Origin of the sequence: Paenibacillus pasadenensis (genome assembly GCF_023715725.1) — a bacterium.
In the GTDB taxonomy this organism is placed as follows: domain Bacteria; phylum Bacillota; class Bacilli; order Paenibacillales; family Paenibacillaceae; genus Paenibacillus_O; species Paenibacillus_O pasadenensis_A.
Map to the genome: position 1 here is coordinate 40139 of NZ_JAMBOT010000004.1, position 24960 is coordinate 65098.

25 protein-coding genes are annotated in these 24960 nt (G+C 54.0%); 4 read left to right on the top strand and 21 right to left on the bottom strand.

All coding sequences use genetic code 11. The features are described 5' to 3' along the window. The first annotated feature begins 214 nt into the window (after positions 1–214). A complete protein-coding gene (locus M3223_RS11590) occupies positions 215–946 on the top strand; it encodes a YwaF family protein (protein WP_251561501.1) in 732 nt (243 codons plus the stop codon). Between the two features lie 68 nt (positions 947–1014). Here the strand turns inward: M3223_RS11590 and ytvI are convergent, their stop codons facing one another. From ytvI to moaA, 6 genes are all read right to left on the bottom strand, one after another. After that, entirely contained in the window at positions 1015–2046 is a 1032-nt protein-coding gene (ytvI, locus tag M3223_RS11595; protein ID WP_251561503.1) for a sporulation integral membrane protein YtvI, read from the bottom strand. A 102-nt stretch (positions 2047–2148) separates the two neighbouring features. Next, positions 2149–3501, bottom strand: coding sequence for a hemolysin family protein (locus tag M3223_RS11600; RefSeq protein WP_251562279.1), 1353 nt, complete (start codon positions 3499–3501; stop codon positions 2149–2151). Between the two features lie 16 nt (positions 3502–3517). Beyond that, complete coding sequence (yfkAB, locus tag M3223_RS11605; RefSeq protein ID WP_251561506.1) at positions 3518–4648, bottom strand: radical SAM/CxCxxxxC motif protein YfkAB; 1131 nt, start codon at positions 4646–4648, stop codon at positions 3518–3520. 138 nt (positions 4649–4786) lie between these two features. Further along, on the bottom strand, positions 4787–5908 hold the full coding sequence (locus tag M3223_RS11610) for an HD-GYP domain-containing protein (protein ID WP_251561508.1): 1122 nt from the start codon (positions 5906–5908) through the stop codon (positions 4787–4789). 110 nt (positions 5909–6018) lie between these two features. Further along, positions 6019–7455 carry a bifunctional metallophosphatase/5'-nucleotidase gene (locus M3223_RS11615; RefSeq protein ID WP_251561510.1) on the bottom strand — a complete coding sequence of 479 codons (1437 nt, stop codon included), beginning with the start codon at positions 7453–7455 and terminating at the stop codon, positions 6019–6021. Positions 7456–7540: 85 nt separating this feature from the next. Further along, complete coding sequence (gene moaA, locus M3223_RS11620; RefSeq protein WP_251561513.1) at positions 7541–8536, bottom strand: GTP 3',8-cyclase MoaA; 996 nt, start codon at positions 8534–8536, stop codon at positions 7541–7543. Between the two features lie 255 nt (positions 8537–8791). Between moaA and M3223_RS11625 the strand changes: the two genes are divergently transcribed. The 3 genes from M3223_RS11625 (at position 8792) to M3223_RS11635 (ending at position 11788) form a co-directional block, all read left to right on the top strand. Continuing rightward, positions 8792–9586, top strand: coding sequence for a molybdenum cofactor biosynthesis protein (locus M3223_RS11625; protein ID WP_251561515.1), 795 nt, complete (start codon positions 8792–8794; stop codon positions 9584–9586). Further along, positions 9583–10620: a ThiF family adenylyltransferase gene (locus M3223_RS11630; RefSeq protein WP_251561517.1), complete on the top strand. Its 1038-nt coding sequence runs from the start codon at positions 9583–9585 to the stop codon at positions 10618–10620. The genes M3223_RS11625 and M3223_RS11630 overlap by 4 nt, the downstream gene beginning before the upstream one ends. Before the next feature lie 100 nt (positions 10621–10720). Next, positions 10721–11788: an HD-GYP domain-containing protein gene (locus M3223_RS11635; RefSeq protein ID WP_251561519.1), complete on the top strand. Its 1068-nt coding sequence runs from the start codon at positions 10721–10723 to the stop codon at positions 11786–11788. 62 nt (positions 11789–11850) lie between these two features. On the opposite strand, the gene M3223_RS11640 is transcribed toward M3223_RS11635, so the two are convergent. The 15 genes from M3223_RS11640 to M3223_RS11710 form a co-directional block, all read right to left on the bottom strand. Then, on the bottom strand, positions 11851–13101 hold the full coding sequence (locus M3223_RS11640; RefSeq protein ID WP_251561521.1) for a hypothetical protein: 1251 nt from the start codon (positions 13099–13101) through the stop codon (positions 11851–11853). Between the two features lie 211 nt (positions 13102–13312). After that, positions 13313–14200 carry a peptidoglycan recognition protein family protein gene (locus M3223_RS11645; protein WP_251561522.1) on the bottom strand — a complete coding sequence of 296 codons (888 nt, stop codon included), beginning with the start codon at positions 14198–14200 and terminating at the stop codon, positions 13313–13315. Next, on the bottom strand, positions 14193–14474 hold the full coding sequence (locus tag M3223_RS11650; protein WP_251561524.1) for a phage holin family protein: 282 nt from the start codon (positions 14472–14474) through the stop codon (positions 14193–14195). Before M3223_RS11650 ends, M3223_RS11645 begins: the two co-directional genes overlap by 8 nt. Positions 14475–14486: 12 nt before the next feature. Further along, positions 14487–14801 (bottom strand): hypothetical protein, encoded by a 315-nt coding sequence (locus M3223_RS11655; RefSeq protein ID WP_251561526.1) that lies wholly within the window; start codon positions 14799–14801, stop codon positions 14487–14489. 166 nt (positions 14802–14967) lie between these two features. After that, positions 14968–15105 carry an XkdX family protein gene (locus M3223_RS11660; RefSeq protein ID WP_251561528.1) on the bottom strand — a complete coding sequence of 46 codons (138 nt, stop codon included), beginning with the start codon at positions 15103–15105 and terminating at the stop codon, positions 14968–14970. Between the two features lies 1 nt (position 15106). Further along, complete coding sequence (locus M3223_RS11665; protein ID WP_251561530.1) at positions 15107–15622, bottom strand: hypothetical protein; 516 nt, start codon at positions 15620–15622, stop codon at positions 15107–15109. Between the two features lie 16 nt (positions 15623–15638). Then, positions 15639–17978 (bottom strand): hypothetical protein, encoded by a 2340-nt coding sequence (locus M3223_RS11670; RefSeq protein WP_251561532.1) that lies wholly within the window; start codon positions 17976–17978, stop codon positions 15639–15641. Positions 17979–17985: 7 nt separating this feature from the next. Continuing rightward, positions 17986–18270 carry a ketopantoate hydroxymethyltransferase gene (locus M3223_RS11675; protein WP_251561535.1) on the bottom strand — a complete coding sequence of 95 codons (285 nt, stop codon included), beginning with the start codon at positions 18268–18270 and terminating at the stop codon, positions 17986–17988. Next, entirely contained in the window at positions 18267–18851 is a 585-nt protein-coding gene (locus tag M3223_RS11680) for a putative phage tail protein (RefSeq protein WP_251561537.1), read from the bottom strand. The genes M3223_RS11675 and M3223_RS11680 overlap by 4 nt, the downstream gene beginning before the upstream one ends. Further along, entirely contained in the window at positions 18844–19920 is a 1077-nt protein-coding gene (locus tag M3223_RS11685; RefSeq protein WP_251561539.1) for a baseplate J/gp47 family protein, read from the bottom strand. The genes M3223_RS11680 and M3223_RS11685 overlap by 8 nt, the downstream gene beginning before the upstream one ends. Then, positions 19913–20281, bottom strand: coding sequence for a DUF2634 domain-containing protein (locus M3223_RS11690; protein ID WP_251561541.1), 369 nt, complete (start codon positions 20279–20281; stop codon positions 19913–19915). The genes M3223_RS11685 and M3223_RS11690 overlap by 8 nt, the downstream gene beginning before the upstream one ends. Next, positions 20278–20574: a DUF2577 domain-containing protein gene (locus M3223_RS11695; protein WP_251561543.1), complete on the bottom strand. Its 297-nt coding sequence runs from the start codon at positions 20572–20574 to the stop codon at positions 20278–20280. The genes M3223_RS11690 and M3223_RS11695 overlap by 4 nt, the downstream gene beginning before the upstream one ends. Before the next feature lie 9 nt (positions 20575–20583). Then, positions 20584–21573: an XkdQ/YqbQ family protein gene (locus M3223_RS11700; RefSeq protein ID WP_251561545.1), complete on the bottom strand. Its 990-nt coding sequence runs from the start codon at positions 21571–21573 to the stop codon at positions 20584–20586. A 4-nt stretch (positions 21574–21577) separates the two neighbouring features. After that, a complete protein-coding gene (locus M3223_RS11705; RefSeq protein ID WP_251561547.1) occupies positions 21578–22300 on the bottom strand; it encodes a LysM peptidoglycan-binding domain-containing protein in 723 nt (240 codons plus the stop codon). Between the two features lie 77 nt (positions 22301–22377). Next, positions 22378–24882 carry a sensor domain-containing protein gene (locus tag M3223_RS11710; protein WP_251561548.1) on the bottom strand — a complete coding sequence of 835 codons (2505 nt, stop codon included), beginning with the start codon at positions 24880–24882 and terminating at the stop codon, positions 22378–22380. Positions 24883–24960 lie beyond the last annotated feature (78 nt).

Below are 24960 nucleotides of genomic sequence, written 5' to 3' on the forward strand. Positions count from 1 at the left end.
AACCTATATCAAAACAAAACAAGTTAACATATGAATGCGGTCATTCTATCAAACGATTCCTCTCTCTGTAAAGCAAAATCCGGCCGCTTAAGAGATAAGCTGCCGGATATACGGCCTAGTTACTGGCATAAACGAATAAAGGGACTTTTATCCGGCATGGCGAAGTTACTTGGTAAACCTTCAGCAATTTATATAGAGAAAGGCAGGGGGCCGCATGTTTCAAGCCGAGGTAACAAGCCGTTTTGTCTTATTCAGCCCTTCGCATCTTCTTACCCTGGGACTCATTGCAGCAGCTGTTCTGCTGCTCTATTTTTTCCGAAGTCCGCTTGCTAAACGTAAGCCGCCCGCTGGCCGGCTGCTGCTCGCTATACTGCTTGCCGTATGTGAAATATTGCTCAACGTTTGGTATTTCCGCAACGGTATTTTTAAGGCATCCTCCACGCTGCCGTTTGAGCTGTGCAGCATCTCGCTGTATTTGTCGGTGTTCATGCTGCTGCTGCGCAGCCGCTTCTTATTTCAGATCGTCTATTTCACCGCAATCGGCGGTGCGCTGCAGGCTCTAGCCACTCCAGTGCTCGGTTATGCCTATCCTCATTTCCGGTTTCTTGAGTTTTTCGCGGCGCATGGACTGCTCGTTTTCTCCGCCCTCTATATGGTCTGGGTGGAAGGCTTCCGACCTACGCTGCGCTCCGTATTCACCGCCTGGCTGGCGGTCAACGTCATCGCTGTCATCGTTTATACGGTCAATCTGATGACGGGAGCCAATTACATGTTTCTGTCCCGCAAGCCGCCCAGCGCATCCATACTGGATTTTCTCGGGCCCTACCCCTGGTACATTTTGTCTCTGGAGGCGGCAGCTCTGCTTATTTTTCTGGCGCTCTATCTGCCTTTTGCTATCAGCAGCAGCGCCGCCAAACCGTCCATTCGCGCCCGCCAGCCCTATTAATTGAAAAAACGCTCCCCGCGCCGCCCTGAGGGCGGAGCAGGAAGCGTTTTTTAATTGGAGCCTTACAGCTAAAACTTAATCTTCATCTGGAACAGACCGGCTTTGCGCGCGGCCATGTAGATGATGACAACAAGCGGCCCGAGAAACACGCCGATGACGCCGACAAGCTTAAAGCCTACATAAAGGCTGATTAGCGCGGATATAGCGCCAATGCCGACGGAGTCTCCAAGAATTTTAGGCTCGATGATCCGTCTTACAACCGTGATGACGATGAACAGCAGCACAAGGCCGATCGCCGTTCCGGCGTTGCCGGTCAGAAGCATGTAAGCCGCCCAAGGGACGAGTACGGAGCCCGTGCCGAGAATCGGCAAAATATCGACCACAACAACGAGCAGAGCAATTGCCATCGCATAATCGACGCGCATGCTTACCAGACCGACCAGCGTGATTACATATGTAATCAGACTAAGCACAAGCTGCGAGCGCAAAAAGCCGAAAATTGAATGTTTCAAATTGTCGAGCACGGCGCTGACCTGAGTTCTGGACTCCTCATGAAACAGCGACAGAAAGGAGGCGCGCATCGTGCTCAGACTGAAGCTGAACATATAAACCGCTACGATAAACACGATGGAGAAAATGAACATGCCCGGCAATCCGGAAGCAAAACCGACGATAGTCCGCGACAATGCCGTAACCATGCCGGTGAGGGAGCTGCCCAGTCCCGTAAGCGCCTTTTCCAGCTGAACGGCGGCATCCGGCGGCAAATGGGTATAAAGCTCTTTTGCGTTATCGATCGTATCGCTGAAAAACAAATTGGCATCCGACACCATTGCGGGAGCCCGATTCCAAAAGGCAATCAGCTCCGCTGTCAGCTTAAAGCCGATGCCGGCGGCCAGCGCCAGCAGCACAATCGTGAACAGCGTGCAGCTAATGATTGCGGCAACGAGCCGGTTCAAGCCGGTCCGTTTGATGAGCAGCTGATTCAGCGGCTCCAAGAAGATGGCTACGACCAAAGCCAGCAAAAATGGAGCTCCGACCGTAAAGCTCATGTACAGCAGCAGCAGCCCGACTGCTAAAAAAACAAGAGATTTAACCGACATTTCTATTTCTCCCCCGGGGCTGCAGTCCCCGCAGATCCCCCATGCGGCGGCCGGTGTTCCGGCTCGCCATCCTCTGGCTCTCTCTGCCAAGCCAAGCGGCGGTTATTCTCTCTCCGCTTCCGATTCGTCCCGGTCTGCAGCTGCTTCGGGATTACGGTAAATGTGGACGCGCAGCACTCTAAGGCGCCGGCATTCCGCCACTTCAAATGTATATTCGCTGTAGACGATTTTCTTGCCTCGTTCCGGGTTTCCATCCAGCCGGCTGAACAGCCAGCCTCCGATCGTATCCACATCGTCATGCTTCAGATCCAGATGCAGCAGCCGGTTCAAGTCATCGATGAGCATCCGTCCTCCGACTTTTGTCACTCCGTCTTCTACGATAATAGCGTCCGGCTCAGCGACATCGAATTCATCATGGATTTTGCCCACGATTTCCTCCACGATCATCTCCGTTGTCAGCATGCCTGCCGTGCCTCCGTATTCGTCCATTACGATCGCCAGCTGACTGTGCTCGGCCTGCATCAGCTGCAGCACGCGGCTGATTTCCATCGCTTCGGGTACGGTTAGCACAGGACGAAGCAGCTTGCGGAGCTGACCGCCTTCCCCTACTGTCCCTTCCCTGTTCGACGTCAGCAGATCGGCAATGTGAACAAATCCGATAATCTGGTCCTTCTCTTCCACCGCGACGGGATACCGGGTATGCTTCGTGCGGTAAATCGTATCCCGATTTTCTTCAAACGAACGTGCGGTGTACAGACAGTCCATATCGGTTCGCGGCAGCATCACCTCGCGCGCCAGCAGCTCGGAAAAGTCAAATACGTTGCCGACAAGCTTCATCTCATTATCGTCGATAATGCCGCTTTTTGCGCTCTGACTCACAAGCAGCCTCAGTTCTTCCTCGGAATGAGCGGAATCATGCTCGCTGGCAGGCCGGATGCCGATCAGCTTCAGCAGCGCGTTGGCCGCCCCGTTCAGCAGCAGTATCGCCGGGCTGAATATCGTATAAAAAAACAGCAGCGGCGCGGACAGCCAGAGTGATACTCCCTCCGACTTTTGAATCGCAAGCGATTTGGGAGCCAGCTCGCCGATAACGATATGCAGAAACGTAATGGCCAAAAAGCCGACTACGACGGAAGCGGTCGTAACGACGGTTTCGTCGGCAATTCCGATCCGGAACAACAGCGGTTCAACGATCAGATGGGAAATCGCCGGCTCGCCGACCCAGCCGAGGCCGAGCGACGCAAGCGTAATGCCAAGCTGTGTTGCCGATAGATAGGCGTCCAAGCGTCGTGAAATTCGAAGCGCATAACCCGCTTTTTTGCTGCCCTCTGCGGCAAGCTGAGTCAGACGGGTCGTTCTCACTTTGACAAGCGCAAATTCAGCAGCAACAAAAAAACCGTTCAGCAGCACAAGCACAACGACGAGCAGCAGATTCAGCGCGATCTGCCCTGGCATGAATTCCGTCGTCACATTAAAGAACCGCCTGCTGTTTCATAAAGTCAACGTCTTCATAGTACATCTGCTTGACGAGCAGATTGGGACCGCAGCAAGCGGCAGCCGGGCAGTAACAATTGACGCTGCGGCTGAGCGGGTGCTGAAGCCAGCGTTCAAACACATCGTCCAGACGCTCCTCCTCAATGTTGCCAAACGCCGGAATATCGCTGAAGTCCGTCACAAATACTTCCCCGGTAAACAGGTTCACATTAAGCCGGTTGCGGCCGTCGGGATCGTTGCGCACCGTCACGTTGCGCTCGCGTTTCAGCCGGGCCAGCAGCTCGCGGTCTTCCGCATCGGAGCTGCAGGAGTAAAATGGGAGCGTTCCGAACAGCATCCACATGTCCTGATCGCGGGTGTCCAGAAGCTCCGTCACCGCCTGCCTCATCTCTTCCTTGCTGATTGCCGGCAAATCTCCAGCCCACGCGCTCGGATACATCGGATGAACCTCGTGGCGCGCACAGCCCATTTCTTTAATCAGGCGGTGAATTTCCGGCATGCGGTTAAACGTGCGGAAATTAATCATAGACTCCGCCGACACCAGAACGCCGGCCTCGCTAAGACGGCGCGCATTGTCGATCATGCGCTCGTACATTTTGACGGCAGCCGAATGGGGCACGGAATGACCCGACCGGGCAAAGCCGACCTGATGGAAGTCGTCCGCCGACGTATAGTTGAAGGAAATGTGCATGACGTCCAAATAAGGAGCAATCAGCTCATACCGGCTGTAGTCCAGCGTCACGTTGGAGTTCAGCTGGGAGCGGATGCCTCGGCTGCGGGCGTACTGCAGAATCGGAACGATGTATTCCTTCACGGTGCTCAAGGAGTAGGACGGCTCGCCTCCGGTAATGCTGATCGTTTGCAGATTCTGCACCTCGTCCAGACGGGAAAGCAGCAGCTCGAGCGGCAGCTTGTCCGCTTCGCGCATCGTCAGCGTGTCGCCGACAGCACAGTGCTCGCAGCGCATATTGCATAGGTTTGTAACGGTAAATTCCACACTCGTCAAAGCGTGGCGGTTAAAACGCTGCAGGCTCCCTAGCGGGTCCCACGGATCATTATCCGGCGAGAGGGGCAGCAGCGGCTTATGAAGCGTCAGTTCGGAATTCATTCTATACAGCACCTTATTGTTTGATGATAAAACTCTTGCTCTCATTGTACTGCCCCACTAAACGGTAATCAAACGGGAATGCAGGGAAACGGATTGAAACTAAAATAAGGAGCCGCTCGGCTCCTGACTGTTAATCGATTAAATTAAAACCTCGACCTGCTGCTCCTCCGGTTGGTCGCCGTTGACGCTGGCAATCATGCTCGTCAGCTGCAGTGACATATCAATCTCATAAGGAGCTCTCAGCCGCACACCTTCATCATCCTGAAGAACCCGAATGACCGGGCGGTGCGGGCAGTTCGAGCGCACGTCCACAACAACTCCGACCTCGCCGGTCTGCAGCCGGACGGTCATGCCGACCGGATAGATGGCCACTTTGTCCCGAAACAGCTGCACCATCGACTGCTCGTACTGCGTGCCCGTTCCCGCATACAGCGCTTCAACCGCCTGATGCGGCAGCATCGGCTCCTTGTAGATCCGGTTAGTCGTCATCGCGTCATAGGAATCAACCATGCCAATCCATTTGGAGAAATCGTGAATCTCGTTTCCTTTTATCCCGAATGGATAACCGCTGCCGTCAAGCCGTTCGTGATGCTGAAGCGCGCAAAGCGCGGTTGTTGTAGACACACCCGCTTCCCGCCGCAAAATATCATAGCCGTATTCCGTATGCCGCTTCATCTGCTCATATTCTTCCGCAGTCAGCTGCCCCGGCTTTTTAAGCAGCTCCTGGGGAATACGGGTTTTGCCGATATCATGCAGCAGAGCCCCCATGCCAAGTGCGGTCAGCTCGTCACGGTTATAGCCGAAATTAATGCCAAGCATCGTTGTATACACGCAAACGTTAAGCGAGTGCTGATACAGGTAATTGTCGACGGAAGCCATATTCATCAGCATGACGACGGATTCCTTGTGAGCGGACAGATCGTCGATGACCCTGCTCATCACATCGCGCAGCTGGAAGCTCACGTACGGATAAGCCGCACCGCGCCTGCGCGGCGGACTGTCCATCATCTGCCTGAAGCTGCTGCGGATTTCCGTCATCGCTACCCGCATCGTATCCTCGCTGATCAGCTCGCGAACTTCTATATCCTCTGTCGCCTCATCCTGAATATATAAAAAGTTGATATGACATTCCTTAAGCCGGGATATCATTCGTGCCGTCAGCTCTATATCTTCTCCGAGAAGAACGATTCCCTCTCCCGAAAGGACTTTTTTGGCCAGCTTCATTCCGGGCTGGCACATGCTTAGGGGCATCAATATCATGGACGAGTCGCTCCCTGCGTACAAATTATATCTAATCATGTATCGACATTCCGAGGAAAAAAAGTTAGATTCTTAACTTGATTCGCTATAATTCTTCTTTATTCGACAAATTAATCAATCAGCCGATACCTCAATTTGCGGCAGCGCTCCAGCGCTTCCGGCTTGTTCAGCTCGGCAGCCAGCACTTGGCGTATAAATTCAGGCAAATAATATTGCACCTCGCTGCCTTCCCGCAGCGGCAAGTAACCTGCTCCAAACGTGAACATATCCAGCGAGCCTACGATATACTCCCGCTCATCGTCCAGCTCCGTTCCGCGGTGACGGATCGCTGTAATTTTGCTGCCCGGCTCGCGTCCCGGGTTCCATTCGACGAATAGTCCGTCTACGGCCAGCGAACCAAGCACCGTGCCCCGGAAGCCGAACCCCCGCAGCTCCTTGCCGGTGTATTCAGGCAGCAGCGACTGCTCCAGCGCTTCGCGGATATAACGGCCGCGCAGCTTCATCCGGCATGGATTAATAGGCGACGGACAAAGCGAATGCAGCAGTCCTTCACTGATCTCACCAGCGGGCAGACTTCCCAGCAGCTGGCCCGAGTTCACAATGCCGATGTCCGCGCCCGTCCATTCTCTGACGCCGGCAGCCAGCAAATTGGCCAGCGGCGATTCCCGCGCCGCATCCAGCGGAAGCGACTCCGCCAGCACGGCGGCTGGCCGGGACAGCTCGCGGCGCGCAAGCATGCCATATTCAGCAAGCAGCGCCTCCGCCCGCTCTTCAAGCGGCCACGAGGCAAGGGGAAGCAGGAAAGCTCTTTTCAGCAGCCTGCCGGTCCCCGCTTCAAGCGCAAGCTCAACCCGTCCGAGCCGCTCGCCGTACTTGCCTGCTCCGCACAGCAGCGTATTTCCCGCCAGCTCCGCCTCCTCCAGCAAATGATGCGTATGCCCGCCCAAAATGATGTCGATGCCTGGCACTTCGTTTGCCAGCCGGCGGTCTGTCGGCAGGCCGAGATGGGAAAGCACAACGACGGCGTCGGCTGTTTCGCGCAGCAGCCCGACCTGCTCCCGCACCGCTTCCACCGGATCGGGGACGCTCCAGCCAAGCAGATCATAAAAAGCCGGATAGGAAGCGGTTGCGCCGATAAGCGCGATCCGCAGGCCGTTTTTGACGATGACCGTGCTCGGCAGCAGCCATTCCGGGCGCTCTCCCGTTTCCAAATCCAGCATGTTGCAGCAAATCACCGGAAACCTGGCTTCGCTGCCGTAAAGCCGGGTCAGCTCGTCCTTGGTGAACGTCAGCCCTTCGTTATTGCCGGGCACAGCGGCCTCGCAGCCCGCATCGCTTAAAAGCGCCATGTTCACAATACCGCCGGTTCCCTCCGTTTCTTGGCGCATCCGGTCGAGATGATCGCCGATATCAACGTACAGGACATGATCTTCGCCATATTGGCGGCGAGTATGTGCAACGCAGGAAGAGATCCGCGCGGCTTCCTCAAGTCGGCTGTGCAAATCATTGCTATGGAGCAGTACCAGCTGCGGCTCCCAGTTGTTCATTCGTTCCAATTACTCCCCTCACAGCCAGTTCGGCGCATCAATCTTTCTATCGGTAAACCTGAAGTTAAAAAGCCGTACCGGCTTATTAGCCGCCGATTTGCGACATGCGGCGAGCCGTTGGCGTGTGGCTGATCGACTCGTCATGAAGCTTCGCAGCCATTTCATGATTTTCCGGCTTGATTGCCCCCGCCCGGAGAAACAGCTCTTTAATGGCTTCGCGGCTGCCCAGCGCAGGTTTTACATTCAGTTCATCCACCCAGTATAGGCAGGGCTGCAAATTGCCGTCAGCCGTCAGCCGGAGACGGTTGCAGCTGGTGCAAAACCGGTCGCTTACGGGATGAATCAGACCGAACGATCCGGCTGCTCCGTCAAACGTCCAGTTTTCGGAGGGACCGTTTCCCTCCAGCCGCTCCAACGGACTCATCGGCAAGCCAAGCTCCCGGGCAGCTTCCATGACGCTCGTCAGCGGCAAATACGTCTTCCGCCATTGCTCGTCCGCGTGGCCGATCGGCATATATTCAATAAACCTTACATGTAAGGGCTGATCCAGAGATAAGCGCAGAAAGCTTTTGATCTCGTCTTCATTAATGCCTTTAAGCAGCACGCAGTTGAGCTTGATTGGGCCAAGCCCCGCCTCCCCCGCCGCGCGTATGCCAGCCATAACCTGTTCTAAGCCGCCTCTGCGCGCGATAAGGCGAAAGCGCGAGGCATCCAGCGTATCCAGGCTTATGTTCACCCGGTCTAACCCGGCTTGCCGAAGAGCCGCAGCCTGTTTGGCCAACAGCATTCCATTGGTCGTTAGAGAAATCTCCTCAATGCCTTCAATCGCCTTGAGACGGCGAATCAGACCGTCCAAATCAGGCCGAACAAGCGGCTCGCCGCCTGTAATGCGCAACCGCCGGAAACCGAGCTCAGCCGCCGCTTCCACAACCTCGACGATTGCGTCATAACTAAGCAGCTCCGATGAATCGGCAAATTCCATTCCCTCTTCCGGCATGCAGTAGAGGCAGCGCAAATTGCAGCGATCGGTTACCGAAATGCGGAGATAGTCATGAATTCTGCCAAAACGGTCGCTCAACATCGCGCTTACTCCTCTCTTAATAGCAGCATCTATACGTTTGTTTGAAAATATCCGTTTAGCTATCGTTTTTTGTATCGCGATTGTGATAGAAAACGGATGTCATATTTCAAGTCCAATCTTCACTTTGGCCCTTGTTTAAACGCTTTTTAGCTGTGTTTTACCCTCTAAATTTGTCTTCTACCAGTTTATCATTTTTGGCGCACTTGTGATATGCTGGAACCAAACATCCCAGCGGGACAAGTGAGGTAACCTGCCATGACTTACAACTGGAGCATTGCTTTGTTTGCCGGCCTGCCGGAAAGGCTCGGAACTTCACGTATTGAGCTGACGCTGGACAACGAGACGCTTTCCGTCGGAGAGCTTAAAGCGGCCTTAATTGCCGCTTATCCGGAGCATTCGGCGCTGCTGGGCATCTGCTTCGCAGCCCGCAACGAGGCGTACGCAGCCGATGCGGACACGGTTAGCTGCCGGGACATGATAGCGCTGCTGCCGCCAGTATCCGGCGGAGACGGCGCAGGAGAACCTGCGGCAGCCGCCCCGCCAGCCTATCGGATCGCGCATGAACCGCTGGATGCCGCAGCGGTCGCGGCTTTGGTCGAGGATGACAACCACGGCGCTGCGCTCGTTTTCATCGGGACGACTCGTGAGTGGACTGGCGGACAGCGCACAGTCAGACTTGAATATGAAGCGTACGAGCCCATGGCGCTGCGCACGATGGAACAGATTGGGCAAGAGCTTCAGGAGCGCTGGCCCGGAACGCGCTGCGCCATCTATCACCGGATCGGCGTTGTCGCCGTTGGCGAAGCGAGCGTTGTCATCGCCGTTTCCAGCGGACACCGGGCCGCCTCCTACGAAGCAAGCCGGTATGCTATTGAACGGCTGAAGCAAATCGTGCCAATCTGGAAAAAAGAGATTTGGGAGGATGGCTCAGAGTGGAAGGGCCATCAGCTCGGCCCTTGGAATCCGTTGGCCGAGCCAAGCTGGCCGGCGGCAGAGCGTCCGCTTACGGCTAATGCCGCAGCGGACGCCGATGGAGCGGATGTTTCGTGAACGGCGGACCGGACAGCCGTTACGTCCGCCAGATTCGTTTTGCACCTGTCGGCCAGGAGGGGCAGCAGCGTTTGGGCAAAGGCACGGTTGCCGTTGTAGGAATAGGAGCGCTTGGCTGCGTCATTGCCTCCCATCTTGCGCGCAGCGGGATCGGAGAGCTGCGGCTGATCGACCGCGACATTGTAGAATGGAGCAACCTGCAGCGGCAGCTGTTATACGACGAGGAGGACGCCGTTCAGGCGCTGCCGAAGGCTGAAGCTGCGGCAAACAAGCTTAAACGGATCAACAGCAGCATTGCCATTCGCGCGTTCGCCGCCGATCTGCACGCCGGCAATGCAGCTAGCCTGCTGGAAGGCGCCGATCTCGTGCTGGACGGCACGGATAATTTTCAAACCAGATACTTGCTTAACGATTATGCGGTGCGGACAGGTATTCCCTGGATCTATGGCGGAGCCGTAGGAGCTGGCGGAATGACAATGACGGTCGTTCCGGGCGAAACTCCCTGTTACCGCTGTTTGTTTCCAGAGCCGCCTTCGGCCGGCCTGACCGACACCTGCGAAACGGCAGGCGTGCTTTCCCCGCTGGTTGATGTAATCGGCTCCTTGCAGGCGATGGAGGCAATTAAATGGCTGACCGGCAACAGCAGCCAGCTTCGTCCGGGACTGCTGCAGCTTGATCTGTGGCGGAATGCTTGGATGCCGCTTGATCTTGCGGGTGCAAAACGTTCCGCCTGTCCTTGCTGCGCTGCCGGAGAGTTCCCCTTCTTGGAGCCTACGCCCGATGACACAGCGCTGCTTTGCGGCAGAGATACCGTGCAGATCAGGCCAAATCGGCCCCTTAGTCTTGATCTGAAAGCGCTGGCTGCCCGGTTGTCGTCATTAGAATCAGGGAGCTTTTCCCTGACGCCTTATTCGCTTCGCTACATTCGGGACGAAAGAATCAGTGCGGTCTTTTTTGCGGATGCGAGAGCTTTAATTCAAGGGACTAGCGATGCTATTAAAGCAAAAGCGATTTACGCCGATATACTTGGGTAATCGAAACATTTGGCAATGCTTTTATTGCCATATTTGTTTAATCCAGATACATTGGAGATAGTCCTTTAGACGCAACAGAATAACCTTGCCGAGGTGCAGCATGAGGGTTCATATTTCCGTTCTTAAAGAAGGCGATCAGCTGGCGAGCGACGCTTTCAACAACTATGGGTTGAACGTAATGGCCAAAGGAACCCGCCTGACATCCTACGAAATCGCCAAGCTGGTGCAGCATGGAATCGATTATGTCGATCTGGAGCTGAGCCAGCCCGAGGAGAGTCTTGCACTTGCAGAGCATAGGACAATCGAGTCCGGCCTGCCTCCAAAATGGCTGCCTGCCATGCAGCCGCTCTATCAAAACGCAATCGAAGGCTGCGAGAATCTGTTTCGCAAAGCCTTTGAGGACGGCAAATTGACCGAGGAAGATGTGGACAGCTCCTTCGGACCTTTGCTGACCAGCTTCCAAATGGAGCGCGACGTTGTATCGATGCTGCTTTTGCTCAATACGACGGACGATTATACGTACCAGCATTCCGTGCAGGTAGGCATGCTGTCGTATTATTTGGCCGCATGGATGGGATACGATGAGGAAGAAGCGACTCGGATTGGCAAAGCCGGTTTTCTGCATGATATCGGCAAATGCCGCATTCCGAGCGAAATTTTGAACAAGCCAGAAAAGCTTACCGCTGACGAGTACCGCGAGGTAAAGCGCCATACGCTATACGGGGAAGAGATTATTCTAAGCACGTATGACGACACATTTTTGTCCACTGCCGCTCTGCAGCATCATGAGCGCATGGACGGTACGGGTTATCCGCACGGCATCGACGGCGAGGAAATTTCCCCTATTGCCCGGATCGTCGCCGTATCGGATGTATACAGCGCTATGATCTCAACCCGCGCCTACCAGGAAAAGCGTGATCTGCTCTATGTGCTTCGCGAGCTGTACCGGATGAGCTTCCGCGAATTGGACCCGCAAACGACTCACACGTTTATCCGGCATATGATTCCGAACTTTATCGGCAAACGGGTCGAGATGGTAAACGGTCAATCCGGCACGATCATTATGACTCACCCAAGCGAGTTTTTCCGTCCATTGGTTCAAATCGGCGATGAATTTATCGATCTTTCGCAAAGCCGCGAGCTTGAGATTACGCAGATTTATATGTAGAGCCGAACGAAAAAAGGCTGTTCCTCCGGCAATCACCGCCGGGGGAACAGCCTTTTTTATGATTAATCTCCTCCGCCTCCACCGCAGCTGCTGCTGGAGCAGCTGCTTCCGCCGGAGCTGTCGCTGGAGCCTCCGCTATCATTGGAGCTTGAGCTGCTGTCCCCGCTGGAGCAACTGGAGCTGGAACAACTTGAACCCGAGCAACTTTCTCCAGAACAGCTGCTGCCGGAGCAGGAGCCGCTGCCGCCATCAACATTTTGACCGCCTCCGCTACACTCCGTTCCTCCAGAGCAGCCGGAAGCGATGCAGCTGCTTCGGGAGGAGTCCTCCCTTTCTTCAGGTGGCAGCTCATTTACCATTTCTTGAAGATAAGTATCCTGATTATATACAGAGTGCATAATCATGAATCCGGCAAGCATCGCCCCATAATTGGGGTTCTCATAGGAGTAATGATTGCTCTCCCAGTTTTCCATCTCCAGCTCTTGCGCATCAGCGGCATGCCTGTCCCCGCCCTTCCGCCGGCTTGCCCGCTCTTTCAGCGAGGAGGCTTCGCGAAACTGTTTTTTCAAGCTTTCCAACAGCCAGTTGACCAGCTGTTCATCCGCTTCCTTACGGAAATATTTGCGGCGAAGCTCCTCATCCGATATAGACAGCAGCTCCTTAATCCGATTGCGGCTAAGCGGATGGCGGAAAAACCGCCCCCATTCGGATTGCGTCCCTTTATGAATACGGAACAGCAGCGAATAAATCAGGTCGAACCAAGCCCGGCCATCAGGATCGGGAATGGAATCTCTTGCAGGAGCATGATGCAGCGTTTCGCCCAGAAAATCTCGTCCGAACCGCTCGTAATCCCGCGTGTACATGATCATTTCATGCCATACGCCATCAACCGCATCGCTGAACATCGGGACGCTTTTGAACACAGAGCAGAGAATGAAATACCGCTTGAGCTCAAACATGCGCAGCTCAAATCGGGCCTCCGACACATTTGAATACTCCTTCAAATATCTGTGCTTCACATGTTCGATATACTCGCTAGGCAGAGCACGTTCCATCGCAGCCGTTGTGGCCGCAAGCGGCGCTGACGGCAGTGCGCCGAGATTGGCCCAACCGCTAATTTCCTCTACCGTTTCTGCAATCATCTCCTGGCGCTGGGCTTCGTCGCGAATAACCTCGTTCCGCCCGCGTTGGTTATTATCCGAAATACGGCGAATACCGTGCGCTGCATTGGCGCCGGGATTGGAATGTCCGCTGCTGCCGCCCCGTCTCACTGCTCCTTGCTGTGCGCTTCGATTATAGTTATGATTCGGCATTCTGTTCCAATCTCTGCGCTGCTTATGCTTATGGCGGGCATTTTTAAGCAGAGGCCTAATGACAAAAAAATATAAAACAAGGAACATTAAAACAAAAGGTAATATTGCGCCTAAAAAGTTCGAATTATTATCCATACCATTCTCCTCTATCCATAATTAGGATAATTTTACCATAGAATTGAGGAGGGTCGGAAGAATAAATTCATTCAATCTAATCTTGAGTTTCAACTGGAATTCCGGAGCTTTCTCTCAACTCATTTGCCATCCGGTGAAAATGACTTGACTGCCGCCCTTCCCGTTCCGCCTTCAGCCAAGCGGGAGATAGCCACGTATAGATAATTTCTTGCGCATTGCTTTTTGGAAGCTTGCTGCCGGCTGAGGCTTGGCGGACGTTGTCAGCGAGCCTGGCATAATGGCCTGCTGATTCAATGTCGCCTTTCGTTTTTCGCTCATGCCAGGCTGGCTGGATATACGAGCGGATGACATGATCGCAAGTTTCGGATGAAAGCTTAATGGCGTCAGGAATTATTTTTTCGGGAGAGTTGGCCATTCGTTCCGTCACATCACGGATTAGGTTGCCCATTGTTTTCCCTGCCAGAGCCAACGATTGCTCGCAGTCTCTTTTTCGCGTGGGATCCAGCTGCCGGTGGCTGACAATTCTGGACGAAGGCTGCCGCCCCCATTTCCAACAGCTGTAAGTCAAATACCACACAAAGCGGTCATAAGCCGCCTCAAAGTTGATGTTCCCTCCATAACAAAGCTCAACTCCAAGTGCGGCATCGTTGGCGTCACAGCCGAAAAGCTCGTTGTCCAGCGGAGTATTCCGCACAACGTGGTAGGCTTTTTCAGCAGGATCTTCGGCTGTTCCTGTTGGTATAATTTCCAGAATAACGCTGTCATCGATAAATACATGAGCCGAGGCGCTGCGTTCCTGCTGGCGGTCAAAATAACGGAAATGAGCCTCAGCGGAGGCTCCCGGATTGCCTGTATCATGGGCAACAAAAAAAGCCGGGCTCCCGACGGAAAGCCGGGTGCCAGGCCTGGTATTGCTGCGAATACGGATATAACGCCGCTCAATTGTATAGTCTGCTTTAACCATCCCGATCCTCCTTTTTCAGCGCTTGAACCGTCTGTTTAAACAGCTGATTTCCGTATACAGCCAGTGCTCCGCACAGGATGCCCTGGATTACGCTGTCGACGTTCCAGCCAAGCGAAAAGCAGGTGAACACGATGCCGACGGTTGTTACGCCATAAATTAGCATCCAATCCGCGACCTTCGGCGTATGTTTGAGGCCAAAACCGATAATCCAGCATACGGCGACTACGGCCGCGAGCTCGGGTTTGATAAGCCCTTGAATGACGGAAGCGTCCATATTCCCCACTCCTTATTCAAAAAATTTAACAATAAGGCCCAGCAGCGCAGCTGCCAGGCCAATGAGTGTAAATGAGGTTGTAATTAGCCATCGTTGGCCTTGTTTGATGCCGTCGATGCTGGCTCTGATTTCGTCGATCCGATGATGCGCGGCGCGTGCCCGCTGAGCTGCTTCCCTTGCCGTTTCATCGGATTTTTCCAGTCTTTCGATCATACGGGTGATTCCGGCGGCCAAATCTCCGAGCGCCCTGGTGTTGACTTCCTGCAGCGTCTCGAGCTTAACCACTTGGGATGCGATCGCCTGAAGCTGTACCTCGGGTCTGCTCATGCCATTCTCCTTTCGAGCCGGAATGCGTTTATAAGCCCGATGAAAGCCAGGTAAAACAATTCTCTGCTGCGTCAAGGCCGTCCGATGGCGCTTTTTGCTGCTCGACCTTTGGTTCAGCAGTATTTTCACCTGGTTTTTAAGAGGGAATTTCGCCCTGCTGGTCGGGTTAAGAGGCATTACCTGCTCTGATAATTTCATTCGCCTGGTTTTCCGTAATTTTGCCGAGGGCGGCAAAACGCTGCACCTGAGCTTGCGTATAACAGCCAAGACCGAAGTAACGTTTAATCGTTGCATACCAATCCATGCTAGAGGACACCTCCTTCCGCGAGCTGCAATAGCAGCGCGGCGTGATCCTGCTCCGCTTGCAGCTGGCGCGCTTGAGTCCCTGCTAGGTCGAGGAGGAGGAGGGCGTTGTCGGTTTCGAGCTGCGCCATGCGAAGCTGTTCTGCTGTTGGTTCCGGGGGAGCAGGCTGCAGCGCAGCAATTTCTTCTGGTGTTAATCCTTCGCCCCAGAAAGCAGGGGGGATTGGAGCAACCGGCTCCTGGCCGCGCTCGTCCTCAGATTTTGATAACCATTCTGCTCGTGCAGCATTGAATGTGTCGGTTGCATCCTGATGCGCGTCATAAGACGCTCTGTCAAAGCGCGGTTTGTACAAGCCGGGCGGAACTGATAGTGCGACCTGGTAGCCAGTAATTTGCTGCTGTCCATCTTGGGATCGATCATCCGGTGCAGTCAACGACAAATAGCCCGTTTCGCTGATGTCCACGAGAGCAACATCGACGAACAGGCCGTTAAGGTCTGTGATTATGGCTTCTTTCATTAAGTTGAGTGCCTCCTTAAATTTCAGCCTGGAATGTTATCCCGTCCAATGTCATGAAACCTACTTGTGCATTTAAAGCTGCCTGCACAATACCGTTTCCTTGAATATTTATTGTAGCGGGTAAACAATTCGCACCACTCGTGGTGGACGCAGACGTAGACGCATAGACAAGGGTCCTTGACGGACGATACCCCGGAGGCAGAATGAAAATAACCATGTTCGATGGATTGGTGACAAAACCTCTGATATGCACAAATCCCATGCTGTCCTTCATGTAAGCTACTTGATGGAATAGGCTAGAGAAATTCTGAGTCCCATTCAACAGAGTCGGCGCAATCCATTGTTGCTGCTTGGCCTGAGCCGCTCCATTTTCCAACACCGTCATGCGCCCGACTAGATATGTTGCAGCCTTTGTCAGCTCGTCCGTCACGGAACGCTGATTTGTAGCATACTCGGCGCTGACCTCTGCGGGCGGTATGCCAATTAGGTAGGTATCCAGTGCAAGATAGGTAACTTCGTAGACGGCAGAATTATCCCATAAAACAGCATCAAGATCGGCTACAAAAAGTCCATATCCTATAGTTGAGTTGTAATATTTTCGCCAAAGTTTATCAGGCTTCCCATTTCGATAAATATCAACGTCTTTATTAGTCCTGAATTGCAACTTAGATGCGAAATCATAGTTTATCCTCGGAAGGCCTGACCCATCAGATACAATAACCCGCTCCCGCACGACAGCCCCGTAACCAACTTCCAGCGTATTAATTCCCTCAGTCAGCATGATCGCCCCCTCGGAACAAATAGGCTCGTCGGTCGGGGTGGCGAGTTGATATTGGAGATGATAAGGAGTAAAGGCATTGTTGAACCATGCAGTGGTAGTGGGTAGCGTGTTTGTCCCGCCAGAAAGTGCAGATCGGTTGGATGTAGTCCAAGTTATTAGACGATATCCCCACCACTTTGTTCCTGTTCCATTGTAAGGAGCGTAGGTTCCCCCGGCTCCTTCATACATGACCCACCCATTAAAATACGCTTTAATCTCATCGGCGGTTGGAGTGTAATTGTCGCCCCAACCGGAGTCGGCATTAGCTACAGATAGGCTGATCGTATTGTATACAACACTGTTGTATACTCCGGATAAAACCTGCTGATCCGCCAAACTGAAGCTCGTGCCGCTCAAAAAGCGAGCTAGTATTTTCCCATCAAACTTTGCCACAACAGCGGCATCATTTACAGGTCCTGTAATTGAAGTAGTTACTCCCTTATATCCTGTTCCACTTACCGACTGTACCCAAGCCAATTCCCCTGTCAAATCCAGCGAATTAAACTGTCGCTTTACTCTCGCCTGTCCTGCGTTATCCGTATACAGTTCGTCGTAAACACTTCCGTCCAGACTAGCTGCGAGCTGACAATCCGGGTAATAGACGTACTGGTCATCCACAGTCTTGCCCGCGACGTTACGCACATAAACGCCGTTTACGTTTTTGATATCAGCGGCGAAGGGATACTTAACAGCCACCTGAGCCGGAGTCATTGACGCAATAGCGTCATATTCAGCCTGTGTCAATTCGTACATCCGAACACTATCAATGTACCCATAAGCTCCAGCAGCTCCGGTAATGTCAAACGTTGGGTACATCGTGTACTGATAAGAGGCTGTATCCCATCGGATGAAAGTGGGCTGAAAGTCCGTTTTACTGGACACATAATTTCCGTTTACCGAGGACGTATCGGACCGGAGTCGGATGTTCGTGCAGGTGCCACACTTGGCATCGGCAATTAATACATAGAAGCGTCCATGAATCCCTTGCCGTAAGCCAATATTAGAAGAGGTCATGTTCGCGGACGATTTCCCAGAAGCAATGGTAACCTTAGCCGAATTGGTGCCCGTTGAGGCAGCTTCGGAGCTGGATTCAAGCAGTCCTCCATTAGGTGCTGACATAACCCACCCGGTCGTTGCACCTTCGAAACTGCCATTCCTACCAAGTTGATTTGCTAGCGTCCGACCCATGATCCCCTTAATTCGCAAAGGCGTATCACGCGTCACCGTCACGACCTGCTGTCCGGGTACGAGAGTCAGAGCCGCCGGAGCTGCGTCCGTCAAGTCAGCAACCAGAGGTTGTACCGCAGCCTCCACCGTATCCTTCCTCGCCACATCATCCGCCGCCGCTGGAGCAGCCACCTTCGCGCGGCCGTTTGCATCGCGCTGCATCAGCGTGCCCGCAGTGGCGGCGCTTGTCGCTCCGTGAGCGCCGGACGTTTCCGCCGCGTGCGCCGCTGCCGCGTTCAGCTCGCCGCCGATTTCGTTCAGATCCGTCTCCGTAACAAGATCGTTAAACTTCCAATTTGTTTTTGCCATGCTTCAGCTATACCTCCTGTACCGTAATTGACTGCACCATCAGCGTGTCGGTCGTGATCGGAATCGTAACCGAATTGCTGCTGAGCACCGCGCCGCTGCCGTCAAGCAGCTCGATTTTGCTCACCGTCGCTACGCTGCCCTCCGGAATGTAATAACGCAGCTCAACGACGCCTCCCGACACCTGTTTCAAGGTGAACTCGCTCAGCTGAACCGCGCCGTTATTCAAAGAAACTTTAGCAATCCGATTGTGAACATACTGGGCCACATCATTCAAAAATAGAGCCGGAATCACTTCACCATCACCTCATCTCCTTCTGTGGTGAACGCATGCACGCCTAAGCTCCAGCTTCCGAGCCGCGTTTCTCGCGTCAAGGGAAGGTAGCGGATGCTTTCATGCAGCTGCAGCGTGTCGGCCACCGCCGTCTGCTGTTCGTAAATTAAATTGGCCGGTTTCACGGCCTGAATTGTCCGCTCTACCTCCCGGAACAGCAGCGCATCCTGGATCGCTGCGGATACGGTCAGCACATAATTGTCCGGGTCTACCATTGCCAGCGCCCGGCCCGGCCCAGCCAATTCATCCAGCCGTTTTTGCAAATACCGCAGCGTAAAAGGTGGTTTAGTGGAATACCGGTTAACAATCCGCATCCGCCGGAATGTCAAAGGCTCGGCCGCCTCGTCGGCCAATATGCCCAGCACCCGCTCGCGCCTGCGAATCGCTTCCTCTCCCGCCGTCATAACAAATTGATCGTCCAGCAGGCTCTGTACCGCCGATTCCGCTGCAGCAACCTCGGCATCCTCCGATGCTAAAAGCTCCTTGAACTCACGGCTGTCCTCATAAAATTCAGGCAAGCGGGTCAGCAGCGGTTCAGCCATGAAGAATCACCGTCCCAAGCACAGGCAGCGTTTCGGCTCCCAGCTCCAGGTTGGCAGCGGTTCCGTTCAGCGTCGTACCGGTAATATCCGTGATGCCCGTGATGCCAAGAATTCGCGTTTCCAGCTGGGAAATGCGCACGACAAGCCACTCCTCGGATGACCAGGAGCGTTTCAGCGTCATGAAATAAGCCTCAATCGCCGCCCGCACATCCCTCTCCAGCTGAGCAGGAGTCGTCCCGGTCTGCAGCGTCAAATTTGTCTCTACATTTATGACAACGGGAGCAGCAGATGCAATGGTTACCTTGTGTCCGATCGGAGCTAGTCCGATTCCCAGCCCGGCTCCATCAGGATCGATTTCCATTTGAACAATCTCAACCAAACCGCTCGTCGGAGGCTCAAAATCGCTGCCGATAATCGTTGCTTTCACCGTTCCGCCGCCATTCCAGGCCGGGTAAATTTTCACCCCTCCAACTCCCGGCAGACCGCCGATTTTTGCCCTGTAATCCGCCAGATTCCCCCCGAAGGGCTGCTCGTTCACCGCCAGGAAAAACCGTTCCCTAAGCTCATGATCCGTCTCTTCCTCCTCGCCGGGCACGATCACATCGGCCAGCTCGGCGCGGGCAAGCCCCGGAACATAGTCGAGCGGCAGCAGCAAGCCTGAGTACGCATTGCCTGCCGTGCCAACTGCTTCGGCTTCCAGCCGGTATTCTCCGGCGGCTTCTCTTTCCCGCACCGCATAGGCGATTCCCGCTGCCGAAAAGCGCGTCCCTATCAGCACCTCCATTGGTACCGACGACGAATCATAAAACTTCCCGAGCCGGACCGCCGCAGAGGCTGGTTTGCGTTTTACGCCGTGCTCTGCGGCTCTTCGTGTCAAAAACTCCCCGGAAGCCGTATCCGCAAAGGATAAGCCGTATTGAATATCCAGCTCCTGATACAATCCTGCCAGCTCCGCAGCAGCAGGCGCCAGCGCATCAAAAATAATGCTTCCTTCGCGCTTGTCCACCTCGTTTGGCACCCGCTCCAACATGCGCTCCAAAATCGCCGTATACGTCTGATGCTCATACATTCACGCTCACCCCGCTTTCAAAAGAACCAAAAACCGAAAAAACCGTAAACGAAAGCCTAAGCTCGTCTCCGGTCTGCTCCATCTTCATCTCTTCAATAGATAAAATACGCTCATCCACGAGGAGAGCTTCCTCGACAGCTCCAGCCGCGTCCGAGCCGAAAAGCTCATGACCGATTCGCCCCGTATAAATGTCATATTCCCAGCGATTCGTTTGCAGCTGTTTAAACACAAACTGCCGTACCGCCTCGATGCCGTCGATCATTCCGCCCATCCGTCCGTCCAAATTCAACCGGTACGTGCGGCTCGGCTGCTCGGTTTGCTGAACGGCGAGAAATGCGGCCGCTCCTTCCGGCAGGCTCATGGCGCCAGCCTCCCCAGCACGACGTAGGTGTCCCCGCCTTCCGAACGCAGCAGAATCAGCTTGTCTCCGACGGAAAGCCCCCGGCGAAGCTCGATTCGCCTGCCCTCAAGCTCCAGCTCCTGCGGAGTTAAATGCTCCGGAACCGTCAGGAACTCCTGCGGCACAATAAACCTCTGCTCAATCGACACCTCCAGCGGTTCAGCCGAAGTAACCGTCCCGTACATCGCTTTGGTCAACTGCTGCGCCTCGAAGGAGCGCTTTACGATTTGCTTAACCGCGTCGTTAATGCTCACCCGAATCCCTCATTCCTTGATCAGGCCGTCGAACACGCGCAGCTCCAGCTGCATCGTATGTTCCCCGCCTTTATAATTATGGGTGCAATCCTCCACAAGAAAATTGCGGTTCAACCCCAGACGCTCCACCGTCACCTGCACAACCGAGCCGGCTCGGATGCCAGGATGCCCAAGCGCCTCCAGACTGAATTTCCGCTGCTCGCGGTTTTTCAGCAGCATGAGGCGGTGAGACATCTCTTTGATCTGCTCCTCGTTCAACTTTTCGTCCACCTTCTGGTAAAACTGCAGCTGGCCCCAGCGGGCGATCGAGGCGCTGTCCTGCTCAATGTACACATCCCGCCGCCCTGTCCCCTTGTTGTCGCGAACGAGCTTGATGCGGTTGTACGTCTCGCTGTCGATGCTGCGGCTGTACGAGTAACCGTAGAGCAGGCTGTTATCCCCCACAAGAATTTCCGCCTTCATATCCAGCACATTGCGCAGCGTCATGTAACCGGCCTCGTCATAAAAAACAAACATTGTGCCTTTTGCCATCATCGTTTCGTCCAGCGCTTTGAAAATCATATCGAGCCGCTTTTGCCCGTCCTGGCTAAACTTTGGAATAGCATGGCTCGTATCGGCAATCGGCCCGAGCCTGCCTTTGATCGCCATCGCCTGATCCTTAATGACCTGCGCAGCCGTTACATTCGCCTTTACATAAGTGTCCGTTTCCAGCAAGTAACGCAGCTGATCCTGCGCTTTTACGCTTATCACTCGATCCCGGCCTTCATCCAGCGTAAAAATATACCCGTAAAACAACCGTCTGTCGCCATGCCAAACACGAACGACATTGCCGCAGGCAAGCGGAAGCTGTTCCGTCAGCTCCAGGCTGCGATTGCGCACGATTTGGAAATCCAGCGTGCCCGCCTTGCCGATGCGGGATGTTTTCCAGGACAGCTCCGGCACCATGGCGGTTACATCCCAAAGCCGGCCGTTGCGGTTATCCACTTCAATCTTCAGCATCGCCTCACTCCTTCGGCGGCGGCACTTTGAGCAGCTGTCCGATCTGCAGTCGTTTCAAATCCGCGTCCGACAAGCCGTTCAGCTTCTGAATTTCGCGCCAGCGCCCGCTGTCTCCGTCGTACAGCTTCATACTGATGCGAATCAGCGTATCGCCCTTGACTACCTTGTAGGTTTTGGGTGGCACTCGCAGATCGGCGCGCTTGGCCGGCTCCGCCACCATTTTTCCATCCTTGCCTGCAACTCTGATTTTGACGGGAGCATAAAAAACATACTCCTTCAGCTTTAAGCTGAAATAAACATCTCCCGGTGAACCGGCTTGCTCCCAGCGTTCAAATGACGTAATCGTCATCGGCAGCCGGATGGCTCCCCGCCGTCCGTCTTCACCGCTGCCTCCATAGATAAAACGAATCGGATAGCCCGATTTCATCCAGCGGTTAATGTCGGCGACATATTCAGCCGGAGTTTTGCTGCCAGCCTGTTCGTTAAACAGCTTTGGGTGAACGGGAAAAAAACTCTCGAAATCAATTTCCGCCAGCTCCGGCTTCTCGATGGTTGAAATGTTTCCGGCTCCGATGATGGAATAGCTTTTCCCCGCTCCGCTGCGGCGAATAGAAAGCTTCTCCGGCAGTACAGGCAGCTCCCAGCCCTCAGCTCCGGAATTAAATTCCAGCCGGATTGCAAAAGACGGCACGACCGCTGCAGGCTGCGGTTTAGTTGATGTAGCCATGCGCTCCCTCCTTTCCTTTATGAATAAAGAATCGGCCCCTGCTCGTACAAGCTTCTCTATCCAAGCTTCAGCCTTAGCTAGAAGCCGTACACGCCATGTGCGGAGGCTTCAATTTCTTTCTCCATGCTCGTCGTAATCTGGCGGACAACATCGTTCACATCCACCTGGCTGTTCACCGGGCCGGTTGTCATCTGCACGGTCGGCGTCAGCGTCACAAAGTTCTGAATTGCCTTCATCTCCGCCAGCTCGCGCATGACCTTTAAATCCTCGCTGCCGATATCAACCTCATCGTTGATGCTGCCTACCTCGTTGACCCGGTCGATGTTGCCCATCCCGCCGGAGCCGGGAGCAGGAATTCCGCCACCGCCCATTCCATTGGTCAGACCTTTCGTCTTGTCTTCCATATTGCTTTGGCCGCCAAACTTGTCCTTGCCCGTAAATTGATCTACAAGCGATCCGTCTTTCCCATTAAAGGCAGCGGCCATATCTCCAACCAGATCATTACCGGCTTTATACCCATTTCCGTATGCCGCAAGCGGATCTTTTTGACCCATTCTCTCCAAATTAAGCGTGTTTTTATCCGACTTGGGAGGCTCGATTCCTTCCATCATTCCCTTAAGCGAATCGCTCAGCGAATTTATATTCGAAGTATCCAGCTTGAGCTCTTGAATTGCATCAATATTAATTCCGAATACCTTGCTTATTCCGCCGATGAGTTTATTTACGCCGCCAATGATTCCGTTTATAGCCTGCAACACCATTTTCATAAAACCGCCGGCAAACGTCTCGCCTGCCCGCAGCATCTGATAAAGATTATTTCCGAACACCATCGCAAGATCATAAAACAATTTCTGAACGGCATAGATAGGATCGATAAACAAATTAATCAAAAACTCCGCAAAGGTAGCAAATAGATTCCAGGCCACTGAAATCATGTTATAAATAACAGCTCCCAAATAATAAAAGGATCCTACGATAGAGCCGATAATTTGCCCAGCCGTTACGCCGCTTTGCAGCAGCCAGTATACAAGCAGCCCCACGGCTGCAATGACGAGCAGGATCGGCCAGTTCGCCATGAACCATGCCGCTGCCATCGTAACAATCGGAGGAATCATGCTCCACAGCATTACCGCCAGCAAAGGAAGCAGCGAAACGGCCAGCACCGTAAGCACATCGGCAATGACGTCCCCATGCGTTGAGAATAATGTCATGAAAAATAACGCGCCGTCCGCGGCTGCTGTAATCAGCTGGGCCACCAGCATCAGTCCGGCGGATAACGCTCCAAAAAACGGATCGAGCTTTCCGGATTCAAACGCTTCCGTAATTTTATCCATGACTGGAACCAAAGCCTCCAAAGCAGGCATTCCAGCTTGGCCGAATTCAAATTGCACTCGTTGCTGAAGCCCTGCCATCTTTGCGGTAGGCGTTTGCGCCAGCTGGTTAAAGCCAGCTTCACTCATTCCTTGTCCGGCGAGCAGGCTGTCCATGGCGCCTAAAAAGGCTTTCATATCGCCTGCTGCAACAGCGGAGGAGACCCCGCTTGCCGCAAGCTGATTCTCGCTGACGCCGAGCCCGGACATCAGAGAAGCGGCATCTCCACCCATGACCGCTTTTAACATCGCGGCATTATCGCCAAGCCCGCTAGACGGATTCAGCTTCTGCATGCGCATCGCAATCCCGTTTAAAGCCGTTACTTGAGCCGGGTCTGTCGTTACGCGCATAAACTCCATCGCGGATTGCTGCGCCTCAGCCGGAGCATAGTTGTTCGACAACGCCTGCTGGCTGACCGCTTCAAAAATGGCCTGTCCTCCCGTATTGCTCCCGGCGGCTACCGCAAATTGATCCACAGATGCCTGCTGGTTCATCGCCTCAGTGACCGAGCTTTTAAAAATCGGCCCAATCGTGTTAATAGCGGAGGAAATTCCGCTAATGAGGGATTGTATTCCGGGCAATCCGCCCGATCCTACCGCTGATCCGGCAGCAGCAGCCCCTCCGGCGACTGCCGCTCCGCCAGCCAACGCGGCTCCGCCGGTAGCCGCCGCTCCTCCCGCTGCTGCTGCCCCAGCTGCAGCGACGGCAGTTCCTCCTCCAAGCAGCGCTAATCCTCCGGCCAAGCTTCCTCCGGCCTTAAACGCAGAGGCAACGCCGCTGACCGCCCTAATTGCGCCAATCGTTCCGCTGATGACTCCAAGTAAAGTCGAAAACTTCTGAAGTTTGCCGCCGTCTATTTTGACGTTCGCAGCCTGCAGCTGAACTTTAAACGGTTCTCTTTTCAACGCTGTTTCAATTTGCTTGCGAAGCTTATTAATATCGCCGTCAACAGAAGTGTTGTTTATTTTTATTCGAATATTTGCTTCTTTCATGTTGTACAGCGTCTTCTGCAGCGCGTTTACTTTTCTGACCGCATCATCGGTCTGGACCGTCATTTGAAGCGGGGCAGACAGCTTTTGCTTCAGAGATTCGCTAAGCTCAATCGTTCGTTCCAGCGTTTCGTTGACCGTGCGCAGCCCGCTGCTGAACCGGTCATAAAGCGTAATCGTCGCCTGTAAAGTTGCGATAATTAAACCCTCCCTTCCTCTCAAAATGCCTTGCCTCAGACGATGCCAAACGCAGCGTTACCTGCCCCGACCGGAGCGGGATGGGCTTTGCAGCCGCGCCCG

Bases quoted from the DNA above. Each gene is read 5' to 3' on its own strand.
- yfkAB (WP_251561506.1), bottom strand. From the start codon at position 4,648: ATGAATTCCGAACTGACGCTTCATAAGCCGCTGCTGCCCCTCTCGCCG.
- M3223_RS11655 (WP_251561526.1), bottom strand. From the start codon at position 14,801: ATGAGCAGACCCGAGGTACAGCTTCAGGCGATCGCATCCCAAGTGGTT.
- ytvI (WP_251561503.1), bottom strand. From the start codon at position 2,046: ATGTCGGTTAAATCTCTTGTTTTTTTAGCAGTCGGGCTGCTGCTGCTG.
- M3223_RS11680 (WP_251561537.1), bottom strand. From the start codon at position 18,851: ATGGCTGAACCGCTGCTGACCCGCTTGCCTGAATTTTATGAGGACAGC.
- M3223_RS11625 (WP_251561515.1), top strand. From the start codon at position 8,792: ATGACTTACAACTGGAGCATTGCTTTGTTTGCCGGCCTGCCGGAAAGG.
- M3223_RS11640 (WP_251561521.1), bottom strand. From the start codon at position 13,101: ATGCCGAATCATAACTATAATCGAAGCGCACAGCAAGGAGCAGTGAGA.
- M3223_RS11650 (WP_251561524.1), bottom strand. From the start codon at position 14,474: ATGGACGCTTCCGTCATTCAAGGGCTTATCAAACCCGAGCTCGCGGCC.
- moaA (WP_251561513.1), bottom strand. From the start codon at position 8,536: ATGTTGAGCGACCGTTTTGGCAGAATTCATGACTATCTCCGCATTTCG.
- M3223_RS11700 (WP_251561545.1), bottom strand. From the start codon at position 21,573: ATGCTGAAGATTGAAGTGGATAACCGCAACGGCCGGCTTTGGGATGTA.
- M3223_RS11610 (WP_251561508.1), bottom strand. From the start codon at position 5,908: ATGATATTGATGCCCCTAAGCATGTGCCAGCCCGGAATGAAGCTGGCC.
- M3223_RS11690 (WP_251561541.1), bottom strand. From the start codon at position 20,281: ATGAGCCTGCCGGAAGGAGCGGCCGCATTTCTCGCCGTTCAGCAAACC.
- M3223_RS11665 (WP_251561530.1), bottom strand. From the start codon at position 15,622: ATGAAAGAAGCCATAATCACAGACCTTAACGGCCTGTTCGTCGATGTT.
- M3223_RS11645 (WP_251561522.1), bottom strand. From the start codon at position 14,200: ATGGTTAAAGCAGACTATACAATTGAGCGGCGTTATATCCGTATTCGC.
- M3223_RS11600 (WP_251562279.1), bottom strand. From the start codon at position 3,501: ATGCCAGGGCAGATCGCGCTGAATCTGCTGCTCGTCGTTGTGCTTGTG.
- M3223_RS11615 (WP_251561510.1), bottom strand. From the start codon at position 7,455: ATGAACAACTGGGAGCCGCAGCTGGTACTGCTCCATAGCAATGATTTG.
- M3223_RS11705 (WP_251561547.1), bottom strand. From the start codon at position 22,300: ATGGCTACATCAACTAAACCGCAGCCTGCAGCGGTCGTGCCGTCTTTT.
- M3223_RS11685 (WP_251561539.1), bottom strand. From the start codon at position 19,920: ATGTATGAGCATCAGACGTATACGGCGATTTTGGAGCGCATGTTGGAG.
- M3223_RS11660 (WP_251561528.1), bottom strand. From the start codon at position 15,105: ATGGATTGGTATGCAACGATTAAACGTTACTTCGGTCTTGGCTGTTAT.
- M3223_RS11670 (WP_251561532.1), bottom strand. From the start codon at position 17,978: ATGGCAAAAACAAATTGGAAGTTTAACGATCTTGTTACGGAGACGGAT.
- M3223_RS11590 (WP_251561501.1), top strand. From the start codon at position 215: ATGTTTCAAGCCGAGGTAACAAGCCGTTTTGTCTTATTCAGCCCTTCG.
- M3223_RS11635 (WP_251561519.1), top strand. From the start codon at position 10,721: ATGAGGGTTCATATTTCCGTTCTTAAAGAAGGCGATCAGCTGGCGAGC.